Origin of the sequence: Bacillus sp. FSL W8-0116 (genome assembly GCF_038003825.1) — a bacterium.
Taxonomy (GTDB): Bacteria; Bacillota; Bacilli; order Bacillales; family DSM-4216; genus Bacillus_O; species Bacillus_O smithii.
This window is the reverse complement of the sequence record NZ_JBBOPY010000001.1, coordinates 48,189-68,782: the sequence shown is the minus strand read 5'-3', so window position 1 is coordinate 68,782 and position 20,594 is coordinate 48,189. Positions and strand designations below refer to the sequence as shown.

Below are 20,594 nucleotides of genomic sequence, written 5' to 3'. Positions count from 1 at the left end.
CCATAATAAAGTTAAATCACCATAGAAAAAGGAGGATATGTGTGAAAATCCGTACATTTTTATTGTCTTTAATTTTTTTGTCCTCCATTGTTTTCCCGGCTTCCGGAAAAGCAGTAACATCGCCTCTGTATGTCCACTATATAGACGTCGGCCAGGGTGACAGTATTTATATTAAAACTCCTGCCGGGGCAGATGTTTTAATTGACGGCGGCAATAATGACAAAGGCGATGATGTCGTAGCATATCTCCAACAACAACATGTCGACGATATCGAGATTATGATCGCGACTCATCCGGACGTTGATCACATTGGGGGATTGGACACTGTCTTAAAATCCTTTAAAGTAGAACAAGTATACGCTCCAAGAGTTTCTCATACGACTCAATCGTATTTAGATTTTTTGAACGCCGTAAAAAATGAAGGATTAACCATTCAAACCGCCCAAAAAGGGACTGCTCTTGGTTTAAATGATGTTTCCGCCATATTCGTAGGCCCGGTTAAATCCTACAGCACAGACGATACAAACGACTGGAGCGCTGTTCTTAAACTAACATATGGAAAAAGATCTTTCCTGTTTACGGGGGACGTCGAAACAACTGCGGAATCTGATATGATCGCTTCTAAGCAAAATTTGAGAGCTGACGTGATCAAGATTGGACATCATGGGGCGAAAACATCTACAAGTGAAGCATTCTTGAATGGAGTAAAGCCAACCTATGCCGTTATCAGCGTTGGAAAAGAAAATACGTATGGGCATCCAACCGCTGAAGTAATAAATCGCTTAAAAATCCACAAAATCAATATTTTTCGAACGGATCAGCAAGGTACGATTATAGCCAAAACGGATGGAACCCATTTATCTTTTAACGTTAGACCGATAACAAGTAATAGCAACATTGCTCACTAAGCCCCATCTCCCCCATCGTATCATTTAATAGCTAGTGTGAATATTTATTAACAGAACAAGCATGGTCGTACAACATCACAATTTACCGGTCATTTAGAGAAGAGAAGCACGTCTTGCACTCCCAGACCCAATAAAGAGGATGTGACCATAAAAGTGGAGTATATTATTGATTATTTTGAAGGCGGTTTAGCAGTTTGCGAAACTAAAGACGGAAAAAGGGTAACGATAGAAAAAAGCAAGCTTCCTAAGAATTGTAAAGTTGGTGATGTGATGAAATTAGAAAATGGCCGTTTTCGTCTGGACAAAAAAGAAACGGAAAGACAAAGAAAAGAAATAGAAAATTTAATGAAAGGATTGTTTAAGGATTAAAAGGCCAAAAGCCCCTCTCAGCAGGGGCTTTTAAACGCATAGCTCGCTGAAAAGACGCTGTCGTAAACGTCATGCGTATATTCGACCTCGGGCTTTTAAACGCATAGCTCGCTGAAAAGTTAGGTGTTACTTTATGATATCGTTCAAAATAAAAGTAATGAACATCCTCTAATGGTTAAAGAAAAGAGAATATTTTGCTTCCGGTCGAACGGTTGATGATCTCTTTCATGATGGTTTGAAGATTATCGTTGGCGTTTAAAACTCCCAACAGAATGGTTGAAAACAAAAAATTCCCGCCTAAACAACAAGATTGCTTTCATTTCATCTTCTAACCGAATAAAGCTTCTTTATTTAGATGTTTTTTCTGGTGAAACACTTCTTACTTCATTAAATGCACAAGAAAAAAGGACAACAAAAAATGCTTTACGTCCTACTCTGTATCTAGCAGTTGCTGGTAGAACATGATTGATTTTTATTTTTGGCTATGTTAAATTTTTACTATAGATATGTTTATCAATCAATGGACCGCTTATTTACTGGTTCCATTATTGTGATACGACGAGTCATTCCATCATTGTACTTTTAGGTTCTTTCCTATAAAGTTCACTAGCATTGAACGTAATTGTCCCCCTACGTAGACAATTACGTTCTAGTAGCCGCTCACATCGAGATAGGTCACTCATGCTGATATCATTTTTCGCAAAATTCCATTATTTCCGAAAGGATTTGAATAGTATGTTTTCAAAAAACAAAATGGTCATTGAATTGGATGAAAGATATTTTAATCAGGAGGAATTAAGCAACGCTGTCGTCCAACATCTAATTAGCAAAGGAAACAGCTGTGAAAAAATCGATCATTACACCATTATTTTAAATAACAAAAAGTACACACTGACTGAAAAGACTATCAATATAGGTGTGCCGCTTCAACGGGTGATATTAAAGGAAACGAAATAACAAATTCACTTTATTATGATTATTTTTGGTGCCTATTGTCGCTATTTGCGGGAAAGTCCATTTAAAAAACAGTATGAGCCCTTCTCAATGGTATATCTGGATAAATGATAAGAATTTTATATAAGACATTGAATGAAAAAGTCATTAAGTATATAATAATTTTCAGCTGAATAGGCGATGGAGTTCGCCATATAACCGTCCATGCGACTAATGACTCCTACCAGTTATGCACATTTACTGGTAGGAGTCTATTTTTTATGACAACAATAAAGTTGAGGAGGCTGATAGGATGAACTTATTGGCAATTGGAATAGGAGGATTCGTTGGTGCAATACTCCGTTATTCAGTAGGAAAATGGATTCCTGCAACCAATGGGTTTCCGGTCGGTACTTTGCTGATTAATCTTGCAGGATGCTTATTCCTTGCTTGGTTTTTCACCATAACGGCGAAACGATGGATGATAAACCCGCAATTAAAGCTGGCCATAGGAACTGGTTTCACGGGGGCATTCACCACATTTTCAACTTTCTCTGTTGAAACGCTCAATCTCATAGTACATCAACAATTTTTAATCGCTCTTATTTACCTTCTTTTGAGTGTTGGTGGCGGCATTGGATTCGCGATCATTGGGGCTAAATTGGCTACCTTCAATATTCAGCAATCGAAAGGAGGAGCAGAATAATGTTTTGGGTAGGTATCGGAGGAATATTTGGAGCCATTTCGCGGTATCTTCTAGGGAAATGGATTACCGGCAAAACATCTTCTGTCTTTCCATTTGGCACTTGGTTCATCAACCTAACGGGCTCATTCATGCTTGGCATTCTTGCAGTTCTACACTCAAATAAAATCATACCTGAATGGTCATGGCTTTTAATTGGCACTGGTTTTATTGGTGCCTACACAACCTTTTCAACGTTCGGATATGAAACGATCCAAATGTTGCAGAAAAAAGATGCGAGGAACGCAATCATTTATGTTTCGACGTCAGTGCTATTAGGGGTTCTTTTCGCTTGGATCGGAGAATTAATGGCAGCTGCACTTGCCTAGCGTTGGAGTATCAATAAAATACATCACGAATGTTTCGCTATTGGGTTTGACGAAAAATTTGGTACCGGATAAAGCTTGGTAAAATGCCAAGCTTTATTGTTTTAAACTCGTAATTTCTCAAAGGATTTAGCAAAACCGATGTCATGTTCGATGTTAAACCTCAAAAGCGAATCGAGTGTAAAAGGATGCTCGACACTGGTTTTTCATGTTAAAAGATTTTCATTATCTTCATCGGCCATTGTTTATTCACGCGGTTCCGGATCTTTTCTAAACAACCTAGTTTAGAATGAATGCGAATAAAAGTAATTGGAATAATTTTTAAAAATAAAAACAGACTAAACGTAAAGATTCCAAAATGAGTGAAGGATGTGATGGGTTTTGCGACTAGCAAATAAATCTGGAAGTCTTACCTATTTAGGATATACTGCAATTATTTTAACAACGGTCTACACTGTAATCATTACAATATTAGGGTTAAATACAATGCAAAAGGTTAAATATATTTATAAATCAACTAAGATGAGAAACAGAGGATAACGAAATCCTTCCAACTTTTCTAAGGTTTAGTTTAAGTTGAATGGACTTACCAAAAACAGGACGAAAGAGATAAAGTGATCCAACTAGAAATTAGCCGCTATCGAAAAAAGGATTTTACCATAATTTTATGGTTGTGATGGTCGCTTTGGGCATCGCTATTTTCATGAATACGTTTCTCCTCAACCACTTTTAGAGAATTTTGTCAGCAAGATCTAAATTTGGTTTTACAAAAAAAGACGGAATTTAATGAAAAAAACAGAACCCGTATGTACCTGTTGAATCATTCTCTAAATGTCCTCCCCTCAAGTTACAATATAGACCCTGTACTAATTTTGGATGCACCAATGGTTTCATATATGCTCCATAATTTTTTATTCTGACAAAGTGTTTGATCATAGTCTTTAGTACACCTATGTATTATGTAACCTTTAGCACAATTAGAAGAATGAAACCTCGTTATTTGAAGGCCATAATAACTTATATGTGTAAAACCATCTCATCAGTTCCCTTAAAACCTATGATTCATATAGTTTTCTGGCGTTATCACTTGCTAGTAATCGAATGGTTTTTATCTCCTGTTCCGTTAACCATTTTATCACTGAATCGGTCAATATCCTTGCATACCCTTTCTTTCTAAAATCGGGTTCTACATATACATCGCCAATAAAACCATACTTGCGTTCTTTAAAAAAGCAATATGGTATATCTTCTTTTATAAAGGCACCAGCACAAGCAATTACCTTATATCGTTTTTTATGATAAAATGTTTGGCTTTACCAGATTTATAAAACTCTTTGTAAGTCTTTTCGACTTCTTGAATAAAAACCATCTAAGAGCATATGTTCCATCCCAACTTCTCTAAACATTTTTAATTTCAGTAAAGTAATGGCAGGTATATCGTCTATTGTTGCAGCTTTTATTATCGTCTAATCCTCCAACAATTGCAATTACCCATTGTAAAATTCCATCTTTAACTGCCCGTCCATTATATTGCCTTGCACGTGATCATACAACTGCTCTTTTGATATCCCGAACTGGAAGACGCTATCTAACGTTTTCCATGAAGAAAGTTATTTTTTTATTCTTTATTCATTTTTCGATTAAAAACTACTCTTGACCAAAAATAAACAGCACAACCTATCAATAAAATAGTCATTTGCCATCCAGAGTCGCCATTGGTAAAAAAACTGTATAATGACCAAATCAACAGTGCAACGGTATAAAAAATAAACCCATATTTCGCAGACTGATCGCTCTGATATTTTTCCATTTCATCGGCTTTTCGCCACTTCATTTATTCTCCTCCTCGTAAAAAAATAATTTTTCAAGTTGTGTATTTAGATGTATGGATAACTTAAACGCTAATGATAATGAAGGGTCATATTTATTATTTTCGATGGCATTTATGGTTTGTCTTGTTACACCACATTTATTTGCAAGTTCTTCTTGTGAAAGGTTCATACTTTTTCGTACATTTCTAATGTTATTTTTCAATTCACCCACCTAAACTTCTTAAAATGTAAAAAATGTTTTACATTTATTATACGAAAAGAGAATGAATTGTCAAATTATTTTTACATTTCACCCGACAACATAGTCATGTAAGATCCCATAGTCCTTCATCTGTAGATTACAACGAACAATCATCCTATAGTTTCATTGTTAAATTCGATCTTTTACTCTTATCTATTTTCGCCCAAAAAATCCTTAAAATAAAGAGCTTTAATAAATGACTAAAATTTGCTGAAAAGAGTAAAATATTCTGATTTTCTCGTTGGAATCATAAAATTTATTTTTTCCGCAATCATACAAAGGATTCCATAAAGAAACCCCTCTCGAATGAGAAGGGCTTTTTGTAATCATAAAAAGCTGAGAAATACCGCCATATTCATGATTTTTTAAACTTTCCTGAACAAGCATAATTGTTGTTGAGTTTTCTCACCCTTTAGTTAAAGAAAGCTTTTTACTGTAAACAAGCTCAAGTTATTGTTTATTCTGTTTAAATGCCTCAAGTAACAAAACTATAGTTGATAATACTATAGTTCCTGCAAAGAAGACTAGCTGTAGCTTTTCAGGTATATCTGGTAATTTGATATAAGACAAAACTAGTTTTAAAAGAGTGAATGTTATAAGTGCGAAAATAAAGTCCTTAAAAAAAGTAGTAAGTTTTCTATTCTTAAACCAGTCAATCAATCCAATGAAAATACTTACAATAACTATTTCAAACCAAGTCATAAGTTTTCTCCTCTAATTTTGTAAACCAAAGACAATTATACTAAAAACAACATTAAAACTTTAATCCACCCGTGGTGCTAGATAAAACTCAGACAAGCATAAAAATAGCCCTTGCTGGCGGATCTCCAGTAGAATGAAAGTGTCACCCAACATTCGAAAGGAGAGATCCCCCATGCAAGAGCACTTTCATTTTACTACAGATCCAGCCAAACTTCAAAAACAATATGCCGCTATTTTCTGTTTTGTTTCTGCCCAACTGTCGTTGATTCAAATGTATCTTCATCGCCGCAACCGTCACTTGGTCAAGCAAGAAGACGAAGTGGTCATGGCGGTTCACCTTTTGGGGAAGCTGCTGGGCTTTTCTTCCGAACGAGCCTGGCATCGTTTTGTCACGGGAAATTTGTTCACAAACGGCTCGTTTCTTGAACGCTCCCGATACAACCGCCGCTGCCGGGCGCTTGGTTTCGCCATCAAATGGATCCGTCATGAGCTGGCGAAACGTGGCCAACACCATGCTTATGCGGTCGTCGACAGCTTGCCTCTTCCGTTGTGCCATCCCGCAAGAATGCAGCGCGTCAAGCGGTTTCGAGGGATCGCGGATATGGGGTATTGTGCTTCCAAAAAGCAATGGTACTACGGTTTCAAGCTGCATCTTCAAGTGACCAATCAAGGGCTGGCCATGGGCTATGTCGTGACGGAAGCGTCCTGCCACGACGTCAAAGCCGCTGAAACGGTGATGACTCAAATCCCTCATCCCTACAACTTTGGGGACAAAGGGTACATCAGCCACGCTCTTCGAGAAAAGCTGTACGAAGAACACCAAGCCGCGTTCTGGACACCGTCTCGACACAATCAAAAGCACGGCCCATCCAAGGCATGGGAAGAATGGATCAGGAAAAAACGCAAAGTCATCGAGACGGTGTTTTCGATTCTCGTAGACCAATACCGGATCACCGACATTCGAGCGAATTCCATGGCCGGTTTTGAAGTGGCACTCGATGGCATCTTGTTGGCTTATTCCTTGGTCACACTAGGGCTGGTTGAGCGCTGACACTCAACTAGCACCACGGGTTTAATCCATTTATCGGTTTTTAAAATCATACAAACAGAATTTCATTTTCCACTACTCGCCCGTAGTTTAATTGAAAAACTAGGACACAGAGCATTTCGTATGTAGCCTTATATTATACAGGCATCTAGAGCATGAAAACCAGCTTTATTTGCCCTACGAGCCGCCTTGGTCTAAAATTCGATATTTTTCCCATTTCATCGGCTTTTCGCAATTTCATTTATTCTTATCCAATCTGCGTTAATGAAAGTTTATTTACTAAACGACTTATTAGATGCGTACTCTTCCGCTGCAATGCAAAGATAATAAGAAAGACCAGTCTGTTGGGATTCAAGCATGTTTCTGTGGAAATCATCGTTTAAAAAGAATCGTGCTTGTGCCGCAAAATCCGATGCTTTCGTTACATGTCCATGATGATTTAAGAAATGAATATGTTGGCTTATAAGAAGCTGTACTTTTTTGTCATCAAACTTTAATCCATTCTTCAGTGCATCAGCCATACCATCAATAAAACGCTTTGCTTCCAAAGCGAATTCATTCATCGATTGAACATCAATTGGATTGTTTTCAAGTAAATCATAGTTATATTTCTCTTTTAAGTATTGATTTTGCTCGGTCAATGCTTCAGCCCACTCTTCTTCACTATTAAATCCTTTGAACATCTCTTTTTTATCCATACTTTCTCCTTTCATAGTGCAACGAATCGATTCATCAATTGTCTCAACCAATTGCTCCATTCTTTGTATACGAGAAAGAAGGAGCTTTTTTTGATCCGACAAGATCGATAATCGATCCGGTTCACCATCTAATATTTTTTTAATTTCTTTGAGGGGGAAATCTAATTCACGATAAAATAAGATTTGTTGTAAACGTTCTAGCTCTTTTTTTCCATAAAGGCGATAGCCCGCTTCACTTACCTTACACGGTAATAGCAGCCCTATTTTGTGATAGTGATGCAGAGTTTTTACACTTACTTTCGCGAATTCTGAAATTTCTTTTACCGTGTATAACATTTTCAACATTAAGATTATTAGAAAGGGGAATTTTCAATGAGTCATTTTAGCTTGATATACTACTATGTAATGAAAAAAAGAGCAATGGAAGCCTTCCGTGTCCATTAGAGATAAAGGTGAAAATGCTTTATTAGAGAGTCAAGAACACAGGAATTCAAATCGTAATAGTTGCTAATTGACGTAGTGACAAAACAACAAAGTTTGCATCGCCATTGGAACTTTTGAAAGAATTTTCAAAGTAATAAATAGTTATAGTTGAGCAAATCAAAAGGCAGGACAGTTGCCCAGCCTTTTATGTCATTTTGATGTTAATTCATTAGTCATTTGATGCCATTTTTTATTTAACACATAATGTAGCTTCCACTAAAAGCGGTACTTCTCTATACCCTTGACTATTTAACTCTTTTACAAAATGCTTCGCTTTTTCTACACGAGTATCCTAACTCATACAATATATAATTATTCGTCTTTTGCGGCTTCTAACATCAAAAATACCGCTGTTATAATGTGCATCACCATACCGACTATCGGAATCCAACCTACAGCAGACGTGATGATCCCTAATATGTGACCAACTATCTTTTTGTCAGCTTTGTATGCAATAATTAACGATACAATGTGTAAAGCTAACATGATAACCAATGGTATCCAAAACATACTCACAATAATCATGCCACCGATTATTGGCATCCCCCAAAACGCTTCAAGCCCTCCGGCAACCCATTTTAAAACTCTACTCGTATTTCCCATATTTCTCCCCTTCCAAAGTAATCAATTCGAAATTATTCTTGTTCCGTTCTATTTTAACAAATTTGAGGGTGCTTTAATTGTCGTAATTTGACGTCTTTATTGACGTACAATGAGTTCTCCATCAGATTGCTTCCGCTTTTAGCAACCGCATTTCATTTTTCACGTAACCGTAACACCCGTTTAATTTTTAGATTTAAAGTGTTTAATTCATCAATCTTAAACAATATAATTAAGATACTAATGGAAGGGGTAGATGAACATCAAGCATAACTCTTTGCACCAATGGCATAAAGAACACAATAAAAGTGTCGCTGAATTTCATAAAAACCACGCTGCTCAAGTAGCCAATGGAGAAAATGGCAACGGTTGGGCAGCCAAATTAGAAAGATTATTTTACAACAAAGTTCTTGTTCCTTTAAAAGTTGTGAAATAACTTTTAACAGTTCTGTTCCTTTTTTGGAACAGTTCTTTTTTTAATTTCAAAGAATGATGTCCGTATTGCTATTCCTATATGCGAAGCTCCTGAACAATTTATCGAAGCATAGAAAATCTATATACTGAATCTAATGTAAACTTAATTTTTGTCCGATTTATTTAACCTCTCTCCTAATACAGGAAAGATGCACCCTTTCATAAAGTTAGAACGGGTAATTCATGTGGGAATATTTTCATTTTTTCTCATCAACCATATTTATTCTTCAATACTTGTAATCAACGGTGATAAAAGCCCCAATAATAACGGTTAAAAATTCCCCAATAATAACAGTTAATCGTTTCGAAACAACGTCTTAGATGGAGTGGAGAAACGATGCTGAAGATTGGGGAGTGAGAGTTGTATCAGAAAGGCTGGACACAAACAGCGATTGCTAAAGAAACAGGGTTTAATCAGAAAACCATTCATAAGTATCTCAATGAGGACAAGCTCCCAGAGCGCAAAGTCAATAAGAAAAAGAAAGAAAGTAAACTCGATCCTTATAAAAACTATCTTCTTCAACGAATACAAGAAGGGACCACAAATTGTGTCGTTCTCTTAGAGGAAATACAAGCGATGGGATACACCGGTATTCCTGAACAAATTCTCTATGACAATATGAAAACCGTTGTTCTCAAACATACTCCAGTTGAAATACGATTTAACCGAAAGTTTGAGGATTTTCTAGCCTACTACGGTATTATTCCAAAAGCATGTCGACCGAAACGTCCCCAAACAAAGGGAAAAGTAGAAAGAGTAGTCAAGTATTTAAAAGAGAATTTTTTTCAACGAAAGCATGAATCTACTCTTCAAGCCTTAAACGAAGACATTCGAACTTGGTTAGATCAAGTGGCCAATCGAAAACCGAATCAAACAACGAAGGAACCACCGATTCAACGTTTTGAGAAGGAACAGAAGTTCCTTCAATCATGGGGAGTCAAACCGTTATTTCCTACGAATCGTTGGGAAACACGAGAGGTCAGTCGAGATTGTTTTGTTTCATACAGAGGAAAAAAATATTCTGTTCCCTATCGCTATGCAGGACAAACGGTCAAAATAAAAGAAACGCTTAACCATCATATTGAGATTTATGATGAACAGGAATGTATCGCGAGACATCCGATATGGATTGGGCAGGCATCCACACAGATCCGAATGGAACATTATGAAGGGATTCATTCAAACGAAAAAGGACAGAAAATAAAAGGCGTTCAAGGTTTGGCGACCAACGACCTTTCATCTTCTGCCCCATCTCCAAAAGTAGAACAACGTCCTCTCGCTGCTTACGCAGCATTGGAAGAAGGTGAAACTGTATGATGAAGGATATGTTAATTGAACGATTACAAAAGCTTGGTTGGCACTACACAGCCCACCAACTGGATCATTTATTAGAAGACGCTTCTAGAGATAATGTATCATATTCTGAATTCCTAAACACTATTGTTTTACAAGAGGAGATGGAATATCAAGAGTCTCAGCAACTAGAAAAGCGAATGAAACGAGCAAAACTACCTTATATCAAAACGATTCATGATTTTGATTTTTCCTTTCAACCGAGTATCAGTGAAAAGAGAGTAAAAGAAACGCTTACCTGTCGGTTTATTGCCAACGGGGAAAATCGAATTTTACTAGGCCCACCGGGTGTTGGGAAAACACATTTAGCCATTTCCTTTGCGATCGAAGCCATTACTCAAGGATACACCGCTTTATTTTTAACCGCAGACGATTTAGTGGCAGAATGCCGAAAGGCAAACAAAAAAGGACTCTCCAACGTTTAGTCAATCGTTGGGGTCGCCCAGACGTACTCATTATTCCCATAAATATAGTGGCAAGACTAGTCCTGGCGATTAAAGAACACTAGACATTGAGTTATAAAAGACAATCAATATGATCCAGAAGCTTGTGCAGTTTTGGATTTTATTCGCAGGCGATGCTTATTTTTGCTGTCATGAATCTTAAGAAACGGCAAACTGGATATGGAAAAAACCATGTCCAGAATAATAAGAATACTAAAAAATACAACAGAAGTAATAAAAAAGACACCCTCCTCCAAATCAAAGATTTGAAATGAGGTTTGTCAACAGTCTGAAAGGACAGATGATAATCTGTCCTTTTAATCTGTCCTTTGGCTTTTTATGTTCCCATGCTAGGAATTAATAACCACCGGTTGTAAATGAAGTTCCTACAATGATTAGCAAGATGAATAACACAACGATCAAAGCAAAAGCAGTTCCCATCAGCTTTCACCTCATTCCACTTTTATACTAGTTTTTACCTTTTGACTTATCTTATCCAACAAAGGATGTACCAACAATAATTAGTAGGATAAACAACACGACAATCAATACAAAAGTAGAACTAAGTCCTCCTGAATAACCACCGTCATATCCATAACCGCCGTATCCACAACCGTATGACCAACCCATTGTATTCACCTCCATAAAGATGATTAAGATTGTTATACAATCTTTAATATAAGATATGTTTCTAATAAAAAGTCTAAGTAGACAAACATATTAATTGAAAGAAAAATAACGAACTTGTCTAGTAGATTTTTTATATTTACCAAAAAACCCCTCAAATACCATATAAACAAGTAAAAGCGTATGTTATCAACATACGCTTTTCCGGAGGTGCTGTATATGGAGTTTTGACGGCTTCTTATAAGTTATGCTTCTAATAAAAAGTCTGAGTAGACAAAACATATAAATTGAAAAAAATAACGAACTTGTCTAGTGGATTTTTTCATATTTACCAAGAATCCCTCAAAACAGCCTTCCTATAATCATCATATATACCAAATTTTACCGCATTATCCTTTTAAAAGATAAAATAACACATCTTTCAAATAAATTAATTGTATCTTTTTTCTCATGATAACTGTCGTCTCAAAAGGACTTACTTTTGCATGTAATAAATTACAAACATTAGGAGGTGTTTCGTAGATGTATCATCGTCCTAGTAGACCTATTGAGTGCCCACCAAGATATAATGTCCGAAATCATTATGTTCCTCGTCAAGTGCCCTATATTCATCCAGTCGTAAATGTTAATAGATACAATATTGTCAATGTCCCTAGACACATTTATAGACCTGTTACAAGAAATGTGGTTGTTGACCCTGGTTACCCTACTAGATGCTGCTATTAATCAACAAATTGCCTTACTTTTTATAGTAGGGCATTTTACTTAGATCATCAAAAGTGAAAAAACGATCTATTCTAAATCTTAAACACGTCTGTTCCAAAGACCATGTCAAAGTTTCCCACCCTGCCAATGACTTATCATCACTGCAGATGTTTAGTCACATATCAGCAAAAAAATTGAACAGGATAGAATGAATAAATATGAGGAGTATATGAAGAATGTACTCGAATAATTTTTTAAAAATAAAACCGGGCAATTTTTTGGACAGTTATAAAAAGTTGGATAAAAAATATCAAATGCCCGATAATGAAAAATACCCCTGACGCCAAAGCGCCAAGGGTTAAAGTGATTAATACATTTGCATATATTGTTCGCGTTCCCACGGATGAACTTGTGTTCTAAACATATCCCATTCGATTTCTTTTGCTTCTAAGAAGTGTTCAAGGATATGGTCACCCAATGCTTCTTTGATCACTTCATCGTTTTTCAAGTTTTGAAGTGCTTCCAACAGTGTAGCTGGGAGATCAATAATGCCAGCTTCCAAGCGTTCTTGTTTGTTCATGATATAGATGTTGCGGTCTACAGGAGCAGGCGGAGTCAATTTATTTTTGATTCCGTCCAATCCGGCACTTAATAATGCGGCCATTGCCAAATATGGGTTGGCAGACGGATCCACGCTGCGAACTTCAATACGTGTACTTAATCCACGAGAAGCAGGAATCCGGATCAACGGACTGCGGTTTTTAGCAGACCAAGCGACATAGCATGGTGCTTCGTAACCCGGTACAAGACGTTTATAAGAGTTGACAGTTGGGTTCGTAATCGCCGTGAAATTCGTAGCATGTTTGATAACTCCGGCAATAAATTGATAAGCTGTTTCGCTCAATTCTAAACGGCCGTTTGGATCATAGAAAGCATTTTCGTCGCCTTTAAACAAAGATAAGTTGGAGTGCATTCCGGATCCATTGACACCGAATAATGGTTTCGGCATGAATGTCGCATGAAGGCCATGTTTTCTTGCGATAGTTTTAACCACAAGTTTAAAGGTTTGAATGTTGTCGCAAGCCGTAACGGCATCCGCATATTTGAAATCAATTTCGTGTTGTCCCGGTGCCACTTCATGGTGAGACGCCTCAATTTCGAATCCCATTTCTTCCAGTTCCAACACGATATCACGACGACAGTTTTCACCAAGATCTGTAGGAGCTAAATCGAAGTAACCGCCGTTATCGTTTAATTCTAAAGTTGGTTCACGTTTTTCGTCCAGTTTAAACAGGAAGAATTCCGGTTCCGGTCCAAGGTTGAAGCTTGTAAAGCCGAGTTCACGCATTTCTTGCAATACCCGTTTTAAGTTCGCACGTGGATCACCTGCAAAAGGAGTTCCATCCGGGTTATAAATGTCGCAGATTAAGCGGGCAACTTTTCCTTTTTCTGCTGTCCAAGGAAAAATAACCCATGTATCAAGATCCGGATAGAGGTACATATCAGATTCCTCGATCCGAACAAATCCTTCTATAGAGGAACCATCAAACATCATTTTATTGTCCAACGCTTTTGGCAGCTGGCTGATCGGAATTTCCACATTTTTAATGGTTCCCAAAATATCCGTGAATTGCAGCCGAATAAATTTTACGTTTTCTTCTTTTGCCATTCTCAGAATGTCTTCTTTTGTGTATTTCCCCATTCGTCCAACTTCCTCTCTCTAAAAATTCAATTTATTTAAAGCATTAGCTTTAATAACGAATTCAGTGATCGCCTTTCTTAATGAAAAAACCGGGAAATATCTCCTTGGCGGATCGACGAACGATTAAAGCGGCCGGCATGCAAAATTTCATTACGCAAAAGTTCTCGCAATTCTGAATCGGAAAGTTCTTTCTTCGCGTGAACGTCCGTTTTTGCGAATGATTGATCTGTTTGTTCTTGTTTCACGGCAAATATCTTTTTGATGCCTGCCATATTCACGCCTTGATCAAGTAAATCTTTGATCTCCAGCAGCTTGTCGATGTCATTCAAAGAAAAAAGGCGATGATTTCCTTCAGTTCTTGCGGGAGAAATCAATTGGTGTTCTTCGTAATATCGAATTTGACGAGCTGTTAAATCGGTCAGCTTCATCACAATTCCAATTGGAAACAACGGCATCGAACGGCGAATTTCACTACCCCCCATCGATATTCCCCCTTTCTTTTCGTTTCCTTGATTTTATTATAATTTATGTAATTTTATTTTTCAATAGATGTTATTTATTCTTACATAATTTTTTATCAATTTTTTATCAAGAATTTTCTTTTTAATCAAAACAAATGATTTATCAGCCGATCGTATTTGTCTTAATCCATAAACGACCGGCTGATATACTCCGACTATATCCTTTTAGGATGGCAATAAACCCTTTTCCAGCAAATGATCGATGGCGCTGCAAATGGCAACTTTTACATGAGAATACGTTAAGCCGCCTTGAACGTATGCAACATACGGAGGTCTTAAAGGCCCGTCTGCCGTTAATTCAATGCTGGAACCTTGGACAAATGTTCCCGCTGCCATAATCACATCGTCCTCGTATCCCGGCATATAGCTCGGATGCGGAGTAGCGAAAGAATTAACGGGCGAAGCGAACTGGATGGCTTGGCAAAAAGTGATCATTTTTTCTCGGTCTTCAAATTGCACCGTTTGGATCAAATCGGTTCTATGTGAGTCCCATTTAGGAGTTGTGTTCATTCCAAATCGTTCCAGCAAAGCTGCTGTAAATACCGCTCCTTTTAAAGCTTGTCCGACAATATGCGGCGCCAAAAAGAACCCTTGATACATTTCATGAAGCGCGTTTAAAGTAGCTCCCGCTTCAGCTCCGATTCCAGGCGAAGTCATTCGATAAGAGCAAGCTTCAACATAATGTTTTTTTCCGCAAAGATACCCGCCGGTTTTCGCCAGTCCGCCCCCCGGGTTTTTGATGAGCGAACCGGCCATTAAATCCGCTCCGACATGGCATGGTTCAAGCTCTTCTACAAATTCGCCATAACAATTATCAACAAAAACAACCGCATCCGGCTTGATTTTTTTGACAAATTCGATCATTTCCCGGATCTCTTCTATAGTAAAGGACGGTCTTACATCATATCCTCTCGACCGTTGGATCGCAATCATTTTTGTGCGCTCGTTGATGGCCGCTTCCACTTTTTCGAAATCTACTTTCCCCTCTTTTGTCAAAGGGACGCAATTATAGTCAATGCCAAATTCACGCAGCGAACCGTTCCCTTTCCCTCTGATTCCGACAATTTCTTCTAATGTGTCGTACGGTTTCCCGGTAATATATAATAGTTCATCACCAGGGCGCAATATGCCGAACAGAGCGATCGTAATGGCATGCGTTCCTGATATAATCTGCGGACGAACAAGTGCTGCTTCTCCACCGAAAACATCCGCGTAAATTTTCTCCAGTGTATCTCGGCCTGAATCATCATAGCCATAACCTGTGGAGGACTGTAAATGAAAGTCCCCGACCTGATGCTTTTGAAAACTTTTCAATACTTTAAATTGATTTGTATCCACGATTTGATCGATCTTTTTATGAATTGGCTTAATTTGTTCTTCAATTTCTTCTACTATTGGTTGGATTCTTTTACCGTGTTTTAATAATTCAAACATGCTGTTCTCCCTCTATTGTTGCTGATATTTTTTTAAAATCCCGGATAACGGATGATCCTCCATCATGTATCCTTTGACTAAGTAGGAAAAAGTTTCGTCATGAAACGACAAATGCTGCAGCATCGTTTCGGTCTTGATTCTTGCCAGTAGTTTTCCTTCATCAGCGGGAATTTCAGCCCGAAACGGGATCATGAGGTTTTTCATCACTTGTTCTATTTTGATTTTTAAACGTGTACGATCTTCCTCGCTTAAAGCGCTGATCATGATGTGGTCATCTTTTGAAACCGGCACAAAACCCGAACATTTTTGATCGATTTTATTATAGACCAAAAGCCTTGGCAATTCATCCATGTCTAGTTGCGCCAATAGCTGATTGACTGTTTCTTCATGTTGGAGGTAATCGGGATTGGAGCTGTCCACAACATGAAGCAGAAGATCCGCTTCCCGGACTTCTTCCAACGTTGAACGAAACGCTGCCACCAGTGTGGTGGGAAGATCTTGTATAAAACCTACCGTATCTGATAGCAATGAGGTAAATCCGCTTGGAAGTGTCATCTTTTTGGTTAAGGGGTCCAATGTCGCAAACAATTGATTTTCCTCAAGCGAACCACCCGTCGTTAACCTATTAAATAAAGTGGATTTACCAGCGTTCGTATAGCCGACTAGTGCTATTCGAAAGGTGTGATTCTTTTTGCGCCGCGACCGATACCGTTCGCGATGGTGAACCACTGACTGCAATTGTTCTTTAATATCATGAATACGGCGCCGAATATGCCGACGGTCGCTTTCCAATTTTGTTTCCCCCGGCCCTCTTGTACCGATTCCGCCGCCAAGTCTTGAAAGTTCAGTTCCTCGTCCGCTAAGCCGAGGTAATAAATATTCCAGCTGAGCCAGTTCAACTTGAAGCTTTCCTTCTTTTGAACGGGCTCGCCTTGCAAAAATATCCAAAATTAATTGGGTACGGTCAATAATTCGAATTCGGAGAGTGTCCGTTAAATGCCGAATTTGGCTTGGTGTTAATTCATCATTAAATATAACGACATCAGGCTCCAATTCTTCCACTAAATGTTTGAGCTCTTCCAGCTTACCTTTGCCAATATATGTACTCGGATCAATCCGATCTCGTTTTTGCGTGATGGTACAAACTACTTCCCCTTCAGCGGTATGGGTTAAAGATGCAAGTTCTTCGAACGAATAATAAAAGGACTCTTCATCGCCATCTAAAAGGCAGCCGACCAAAATCGCTTTTTCTTTCTGATTCGTCAATACAAAACCCTCTTTCTCTGATTCCAACAAGTTTCCTCTCTAATAAAAAGACTCTTCTATGGAACACCCTCCGTATTTCCCAGAAAATTCAGTGTACATGTCCATGCACAACGACTTATTATTGGTGGTCTTTCATTAACTACAATGATAACAAATACCATGTAAACTTCCAATCAAGAATAAAAATGGTTGCAAAAAAGTTCTCCATTATGATCGAAGGTTGATCCAATAATAATTTTATTAATGAACAGCAATCATCATGAATAAGATGATAATAAGAGGAGTATTATTTCTCGGGAAAGCGCAAATTTTGACAAGAAGCCTGACAATCCTAGAAATTGGAGCGCAAGCTGTCGAAATGGGAAACAACATGTCTTAAACTTGAAAACTGTGTTTTTGACCATCCAATCGAAATGATGCTGGTTAAAAACTCTTTTTCTTGTCACCAACAAAAGTAAACAAAAAGAACGAAGGCCGGAGATAAGAGCCTGCTAAAGGAGTTTTGCCGAATGATCCATGTTTGATATTGTGAGGTGAAAGCTTTGGATCAACCTATTCGTTTAAAAAATAATGGTCAAATAAACATTGTTTTTAATTCCAAATTGAAGCAAAAAGAATCGGAGCATCTTCATAAAGATTTATTGCCGGAATCCTTTGCCCAAGAGCATACAATCTTAAAGGAAATAGAAGAAGAAATGAATTCGCTAGTCGGTCTTGAGGAAATGAAAAAAATGATCAAAGAAATCTATGCTTGGATCTATATTAATAAAAAAAGAGAAATGTATGGCTTAAAAACAGGCAAACAGGTTCTTCACATGATGTTTAAAGGAAATCCCGGAACAGGAAAAACAACGGCTGCCAGATTGATCGGAAAACTTTTTCATAAAATGAATGTCCTTTCAAAAGGCCATCTGATCGAAGCGGAACGAGCCGATCTGGTCGGTGAATATATTGGCCACACAGCTCAAAAAACACGCGATCTCATCAAAAAAGCAATGGGCGGAATATTATTTATCGATGAAGCTTATTCTTTAGGCAGGGGCGGGGAAAAAGATTTTGGCAAGGAAGCGATTGATACACTGGTTAAACATATGGAAGACAAACAGCATGATTTTATTTTAATATTAGCCGGCTACTCTAGAGAAATGGATTATTTTTTGACACTCAACCCCGGACTTGAATCCCGATTTCCGCTCGTTTTTCATTTTCCTGATTATACAGTCGATCAACTGATGGAAATCAGCGCAAAGATTCTTCGCGAAAAAGAATATCAGTTAAGCCAGGAAGCTGAACGGACATTAAGAGAACATTTAATTCATTTGAAAAGTGTGATCCACCCAGCCAAATTTTCAAACGGCCGCTATGTCCGGAATATCATCGAAAAATCGATACGGTCACAGGCTATGAGGCTTTTGACCGAACATCATTATGATAAAAAAGAACTTATGACCATTCGAAGCAATGATCTCATATTTCCCGCTGAAACATCCTATCGTTGATTATCCATCCGGAAGTTTCAATAACAATTGAATAGGGAAAAATGCACAAGGACGGATAACCTCCGTCCTTTTTTAATCATATCGCCCTCTTTTAAAGAATCAATCGGGTTGGCAGACAAAAAAATTCCAAGAACAGCATATGAAGAGCGTATTTCTAATTGAAATGCAATAAACGGCTTAGGCACGATGGATTCATTGTTCTTAAAACAAAAATAAGAAAAAATTCAAATCATAAATAATGGCTCACGTCAGGAGAAATGGTTTTCATGTGACATGAGCCATTATAAAAAGTTTATAAAACAACAGCGCTCATTTTACGATTCTTGTTCTTCTAATTGAATATGCACGTTTCTTTGGGGGGCAAAAGTGGAAATAGCATGCTTATAAACAAGCTGTTGTTTGCCATCGGATTCAAACAAGACAGTGAAATTATCAAAACCTTTCACATAACCGCGAAGTTGAAAACCATTTAACAAAAAAACAGTGACTAAAGTTCCGTCCTTACGCAATTGGTTTAAAAATTGATCCTGAATATTGATCGCTTGTTTCATGTAAAGTCCTCCTCTTCTATCTCTAAAATTAAATATTCTATTTTAAATGTAGCTTTCCTGCTATAAATTGTGAAATTTCCTGAAATTTTTTCTCACGTTCATGTTCATTGGTGACATCAAACCATTGTACATTCATTTTATTTCGAAACCACGTAAACTGCCGTTTTGCATAACGTCGTGAATTCTTTTTTAATTGTTCGATGGCTTCGTCAAGCGTTACTTTTCCATCCAAATAATCATAAATCTCTTTATATCCAATGGCCTGAACGGATTGACAATTGCGAATGCCTCGCTTTCTCAGCTCCTTAACTTCTTCAATTAACCCTTGGCTGATCATCAGATCCACCCTTTGATTAATACGCTCATACAACTTACTGCGTTCCATCGTCAACCCAACAATGGCAGTATGGTAAAGTTCCTGCGAAAGTTGTTCGGATTGATGCTCAGACATCGGTTTCCCAGTCGTATAGTAAATTTCGAGAGCGCGAATAACGCGTCTCACATTATGAGGATGAATGGATTCTGCACTTTTAGGATCCACTTCCTTCAACTGTTGATGCAAATAAAGTTCGCCTTTTTCTATTGCTGTTTGTTCCAATTCAGCTCTTAAAGACGAATCCCCCGGAACATCGGTAAATTGGTAATCATAAATGACAGACTGAATATAAAGTCCGGTGCCACCCACTAAAATAGGGATTCGTCCTCTTTCCGTTATTTCAGTTATCTTTTTTCTCACAAGCTTTTGGAATTCTGCCACTGAAAAAGATTCATCCGGTTCTTTAATATCAATTAAATGATGGGGAATGCCGGCCATTTCCTCTTTAGTCACCTTTGCCGTTCCGATGTCCATCCCTTTATATATCTGCATTGAATCTCCGCTGATGATTTCTCCTTGAAAACGATGCGCAAGGCGAATGCTTAGTGCAGTTTTCCCTACTGCAGTCGGGCCAACGAGCACAATCAGCTTTTCTTTCTCTCTCACGTTCTTCCCAGCCTTCCCCTTACTTTTCCTTTACTTTTCCCTTATCGTACCATAAAACGAAAGGATTTACACACTTTGATCATTCTAACCAATTGAAACGCCAAACATTCCTCTATCGTTCTTTTTGCTTCTTTTTTCTCCGTTTATTCGATGG

General features: G+C 37.8%; 23 protein-coding genes, 1 pseudogene and 1 riboswitch. Of the genes and pseudogenes, 10 read left to right on the top strand and 14 right to left on the bottom strand.

Translation table 11 applies throughout. The features are described 5' to 3' along the window. Window positions 1-41: 41 nt before the first annotated feature. The 5 genes from N1I86_RS00295 (at window position 42) to crcB (N1I86_RS00275) (ending at window position 3,281) form a co-directional block, all read left to right on the top strand. Window positions 42-908 carry a ComEC/Rec2 family competence protein gene (locus N1I86_RS00295; protein ID WP_341094334.1) on the top strand — a complete coding sequence of 289 codons (867 nt, stop codon included), beginning with the start codon at window positions 42-44 and terminating at the stop codon, window positions 906-908. 153 nt (window positions 909-1,061) lie between these two features. Then, complete coding sequence (locus N1I86_RS00290; RefSeq protein WP_003352370.1) at window positions 1,062-1,277, top strand: DUF3006 domain-containing protein; 216 nt, start codon at window positions 1,062-1,064, stop codon at window positions 1,275-1,277. 735 nt (window positions 1,278-2,012) lie between these two features. After that, on the top strand, window positions 2,013-2,234 hold the full coding sequence (locus tag N1I86_RS00285) for a hypothetical protein (RefSeq protein ID WP_270584369.1): 222 nt from the start codon (window positions 2,013-2,015) through the stop codon (window positions 2,232-2,234). 164 nt (window positions 2,235-2,398) lie between these two features. Then, window positions 2,399-2,461, top strand: a riboswitch (Fluoride riboswitch). Window positions 2,462-2,523: 62 nt separating this feature from the next. Further along, window positions 2,524-2,916: a fluoride efflux transporter CrcB gene (gene crcB, locus N1I86_RS00280; protein WP_341094330.1), complete on the top strand. Its 393-nt coding sequence runs from the start codon at window positions 2,524-2,526 to the stop codon at window positions 2,914-2,916. Beyond that, on the top strand, window positions 2,916-3,281 hold the full coding sequence (gene crcB, locus N1I86_RS00275; RefSeq protein WP_327804851.1) for a fluoride efflux transporter CrcB: 366 nt from the start codon (window positions 2,916-2,918) through the stop codon (window positions 3,279-3,281). The genes crcB (N1I86_RS00280) and crcB (N1I86_RS00275) overlap by 1 nt, the downstream gene beginning before the upstream one ends. A 1,052-nt stretch (window positions 3,282-4,333) precedes the next feature. Here crcB (N1I86_RS00275) and N1I86_RS16635 read toward each other — a convergent pair. From N1I86_RS16635 to N1I86_RS00260, 4 genes and pseudogenes are all read right to left on the bottom strand, one after another. Next, window positions 4,334-4,564 (bottom strand): annotated as a pseudogene (locus tag N1I86_RS16635) (GNAT family N-acetyltransferase); the annotation flags it as partial. A 332-nt stretch (window positions 4,565-4,896) separates the two neighbouring features. Continuing rightward, entirely contained in the window at window positions 4,897-5,112 is a 216-nt protein-coding gene (locus N1I86_RS00270; protein ID WP_003352380.1) for a hypothetical protein, read from the bottom strand. Continuing rightward, window positions 5,109-5,312 carry a helix-turn-helix transcriptional regulator gene (locus N1I86_RS00265; protein WP_048623394.1) on the bottom strand — a complete coding sequence of 68 codons (204 nt, stop codon included), beginning with the start codon at window positions 5,310-5,312 and terminating at the stop codon, window positions 5,109-5,111. The genes N1I86_RS00270 and N1I86_RS00265 overlap by 4 nt, the downstream gene beginning before the upstream one ends. A gap of 489 nt (window positions 5,313-5,801) precedes the next feature. Then, window positions 5,802-6,053, bottom strand: coding sequence for a hypothetical protein (locus N1I86_RS00260; protein WP_270584371.1), 252 nt, complete (start codon window positions 6,051-6,053; stop codon window positions 5,802-5,804). A gap of 172 nt (window positions 6,054-6,225) precedes the next feature. On the opposite strand from N1I86_RS00260, the gene N1I86_RS00255 reads away from it, so the two are divergent. Next, a complete protein-coding gene (locus N1I86_RS00255; protein WP_004439648.1) occupies window positions 6,226-7,104 on the top strand; it encodes an IS982-like element ISGsp1 family transposase in 879 nt (292 codons plus the stop codon). A gap of 269 nt (window positions 7,105-7,373) precedes the next feature. Here N1I86_RS00255 and N1I86_RS00250 read toward each other — a convergent pair whose 3' ends face one another. Continuing rightward, window positions 7,374-8,135 carry a MerR family transcriptional regulator gene (locus N1I86_RS00250; protein WP_341094327.1) on the bottom strand — a complete coding sequence of 254 codons (762 nt, stop codon included), beginning with the start codon at window positions 8,133-8,135 and terminating at the stop codon, window positions 7,374-7,376. Window positions 8,136-8,594: 459 nt separating this feature from the next. Next, the gene (locus tag N1I86_RS00245; protein ID WP_341094325.1) at window positions 8,595-8,885 is read right to left on the bottom strand and encodes a hypothetical protein; all 291 of its coding nucleotides are present in this window, start codon (window positions 8,883-8,885) and stop codon (window positions 8,595-8,597) included. 253 nt (window positions 8,886-9,138) lie between these two features. On the opposite strand from N1I86_RS00245, the gene N1I86_RS00240 reads away from it, so the two are divergent. The 3 genes from N1I86_RS00240 to N1I86_RS00230 all read left to right on the top strand — a co-directional run bounded on the left by N1I86_RS00240 (window position 9,139) and on the right by N1I86_RS00230 (window position 11,135). Continuing rightward, entirely contained in the window at window positions 9,139-9,318 is a 180-nt protein-coding gene (locus N1I86_RS00240; protein WP_270584428.1) for a hypothetical protein, read from the top strand. A 399-nt stretch (window positions 9,319-9,717) separates the two neighbouring features. Next, window positions 9,718-10,674, top strand: a complete 957-nt coding sequence (locus tag N1I86_RS00235; RefSeq protein WP_327825093.1) for a Mu transposase domain-containing protein — start codon at window positions 9,718-9,720, stop codon at window positions 10,672-10,674. Next, window positions 10,671-11,135, top strand: a complete 465-nt coding sequence (locus tag N1I86_RS00230; RefSeq protein ID WP_341094324.1) for an ATP-binding protein — start codon at window positions 10,671-10,673, stop codon at window positions 11,133-11,135. The genes N1I86_RS00235 and N1I86_RS00230 overlap by 4 nt, the downstream gene beginning before the upstream one ends. Window positions 11,136-11,510: 375 nt before the next feature. Here the strand turns inward: N1I86_RS00230 and N1I86_RS00225 are convergent, their stop codons facing one another. The 6 genes from N1I86_RS00225 to hflX form a co-directional block, all read right to left on the bottom strand. Beyond that, window positions 11,511-11,594, bottom strand: coding sequence for a YjcZ family sporulation protein (locus N1I86_RS00225; protein ID WP_040340806.1), 84 nt, complete (start codon window positions 11,592-11,594; stop codon window positions 11,511-11,513). Between the two features lie 51 nt (window positions 11,595-11,645). Then, window positions 11,646-11,783 (bottom strand): YjcZ family sporulation protein, encoded by a 138-nt coding sequence (locus tag N1I86_RS00220; RefSeq protein ID WP_003352385.1) that lies wholly within the window; start codon window positions 11,781-11,783, stop codon window positions 11,646-11,648. A gap of 1,069 nt (window positions 11,784-12,852) precedes the next feature. Next, window positions 12,853-14,187, bottom strand: a complete 1,335-nt coding sequence (glnA, locus tag N1I86_RS00215) for a type I glutamate--ammonia ligase (protein ID WP_003352388.1) — start codon at window positions 14,185-14,187, stop codon at window positions 12,853-12,855. Window positions 14,188-14,264: 77 nt separating this feature from the next. Then, window positions 14,265-14,669, bottom strand: a complete 405-nt coding sequence (locus N1I86_RS00210) for a MerR family transcriptional regulator (protein WP_003352389.1) — start codon at window positions 14,667-14,669, stop codon at window positions 14,265-14,267. 204 nt (window positions 14,670-14,873) lie between these two features. Beyond that, window positions 14,874-16,142 carry a methionine gamma-lyase family protein gene (locus N1I86_RS00205; protein ID WP_003352390.1) on the bottom strand — a complete coding sequence of 423 codons (1,269 nt, stop codon included), beginning with the start codon at window positions 16,140-16,142 and terminating at the stop codon, window positions 14,874-14,876. Window positions 16,143-16,154: 12 nt separating this feature from the next. Then, window positions 16,155-17,408: a GTPase HflX gene (gene hflX, locus N1I86_RS00200; protein WP_341094320.1), complete on the bottom strand. Its 1,254-nt coding sequence runs from the start codon at window positions 17,406-17,408 to the stop codon at window positions 16,155-16,157. Window positions 17,409-18,010: 602 nt separating this feature from the next. On the opposite strand from hflX, the gene spoVK reads away from it, so the two are divergent. After that, window positions 18,011-18,907, top strand: coding sequence for a stage V sporulation protein K (spoVK, locus tag N1I86_RS00195; protein WP_390895359.1), 897 nt, complete (start codon window positions 18,011-18,013; stop codon window positions 18,905-18,907). A gap of 314 nt (window positions 18,908-19,221) precedes the next feature. Here spoVK and hfq read toward each other — a convergent pair whose 3' ends face one another. Beyond that, complete coding sequence (hfq, locus tag N1I86_RS00190) at window positions 19,222-19,458, bottom strand: RNA chaperone Hfq (protein WP_003352393.1); 237 nt, start codon at window positions 19,456-19,458, stop codon at window positions 19,222-19,224. A gap of 37 nt (window positions 19,459-19,495) precedes the next feature. Beyond that, window positions 19,496-20,440 carry a tRNA (adenosine(37)-N6)-dimethylallyltransferase MiaA gene (gene miaA, locus N1I86_RS00185; protein WP_003352395.1) on the bottom strand — a complete coding sequence of 315 codons (945 nt, stop codon included), beginning with the start codon at window positions 20,438-20,440 and terminating at the stop codon, window positions 19,496-19,498. Window positions 20,441-20,594: the final 154 nt, after the last annotated feature.

Coding starts and splice junctions, on each gene's coding strand:
- N1I86_RS00220 (WP_003352385.1), bottom strand. CDS start 11,783: ATGGGTTGGTCATACGGTTGTGGATACGGCGGTTATGGATATGACGGT.
- hfq (WP_003352393.1), bottom strand. CDS start 19,458: ATGAAACAAGCGATCAATATTCAGGATCAATTTTTAAACCAATTGCGT.
- N1I86_RS00250 (WP_341094327.1), bottom strand. CDS start 8,135: ATGTTATACACGGTAAAAGAAATTTCAGAATTCGCGAAAGTAAGTGTA.
- N1I86_RS00225 (WP_040340806.1), bottom strand. CDS start 11,594: ATGGGAACTGCTTTTGCTTTGATCGTTGTGTTATTCATCTTGCTAATC.
- N1I86_RS00255 (WP_004439648.1), top strand. CDS start 6,226: ATGCAAGAGCACTTTCATTTTACTACAGATCCAGCCAAACTTCAAAAA.
- N1I86_RS00205 (WP_003352390.1), bottom strand. CDS start 16,142: ATGTTTGAATTATTAAAACACGGTAAAAGAATCCAACCAATAGTAGAA.
- crcB (WP_327804851.1), top strand. CDS start 2,916: ATGTTTTGGGTAGGTATCGGAGGAATATTTGGAGCCATTTCGCGGTAT.
- N1I86_RS00210 (WP_003352389.1), bottom strand. CDS start 14,669: ATGGGGGGTAGTGAAATTCGCCGTTCGATGCCGTTGTTTCCAATTGGA.
- N1I86_RS00230 (WP_341094324.1), top strand. CDS start 10,671: ATGATGAAGGATATGTTAATTGAACGATTACAAAAGCTTGGTTGGCAC.
- N1I86_RS00240 (WP_270584428.1), top strand. CDS start 9,139: ATGAACATCAAGCATAACTCTTTGCACCAATGGCATAAAGAACACAAT.
- N1I86_RS00270 (WP_003352380.1), bottom strand. CDS start 5,112: ATGAAGTGGCGAAAAGCCGATGAAATGGAAAAATATCAGAGCGATCAG.
- N1I86_RS00260 (WP_270584371.1), bottom strand. CDS start 6,053: ATGACTTGGTTTGAAATAGTTATTGTAAGTATTTTCATTGGATTGATT.
- glnA (WP_003352388.1), bottom strand. CDS start 14,187: ATGGGGAAATACACAAAAGAAGACATTCTGAGAATGGCAAAAGAAGAA.
- crcB (WP_341094330.1), top strand. CDS start 2,524: ATGAACTTATTGGCAATTGGAATAGGAGGATTCGTTGGTGCAATACTC.
- N1I86_RS00285 (WP_270584369.1), top strand. CDS start 2,013: ATGTTTTCAAAAAACAAAATGGTCATTGAATTGGATGAAAGATATTTT.
- N1I86_RS00245 (WP_341094325.1), bottom strand. CDS start 8,885: ATGGGAAATACGAGTAGAGTTTTAAAATGGGTTGCCGGAGGGCTTGAA.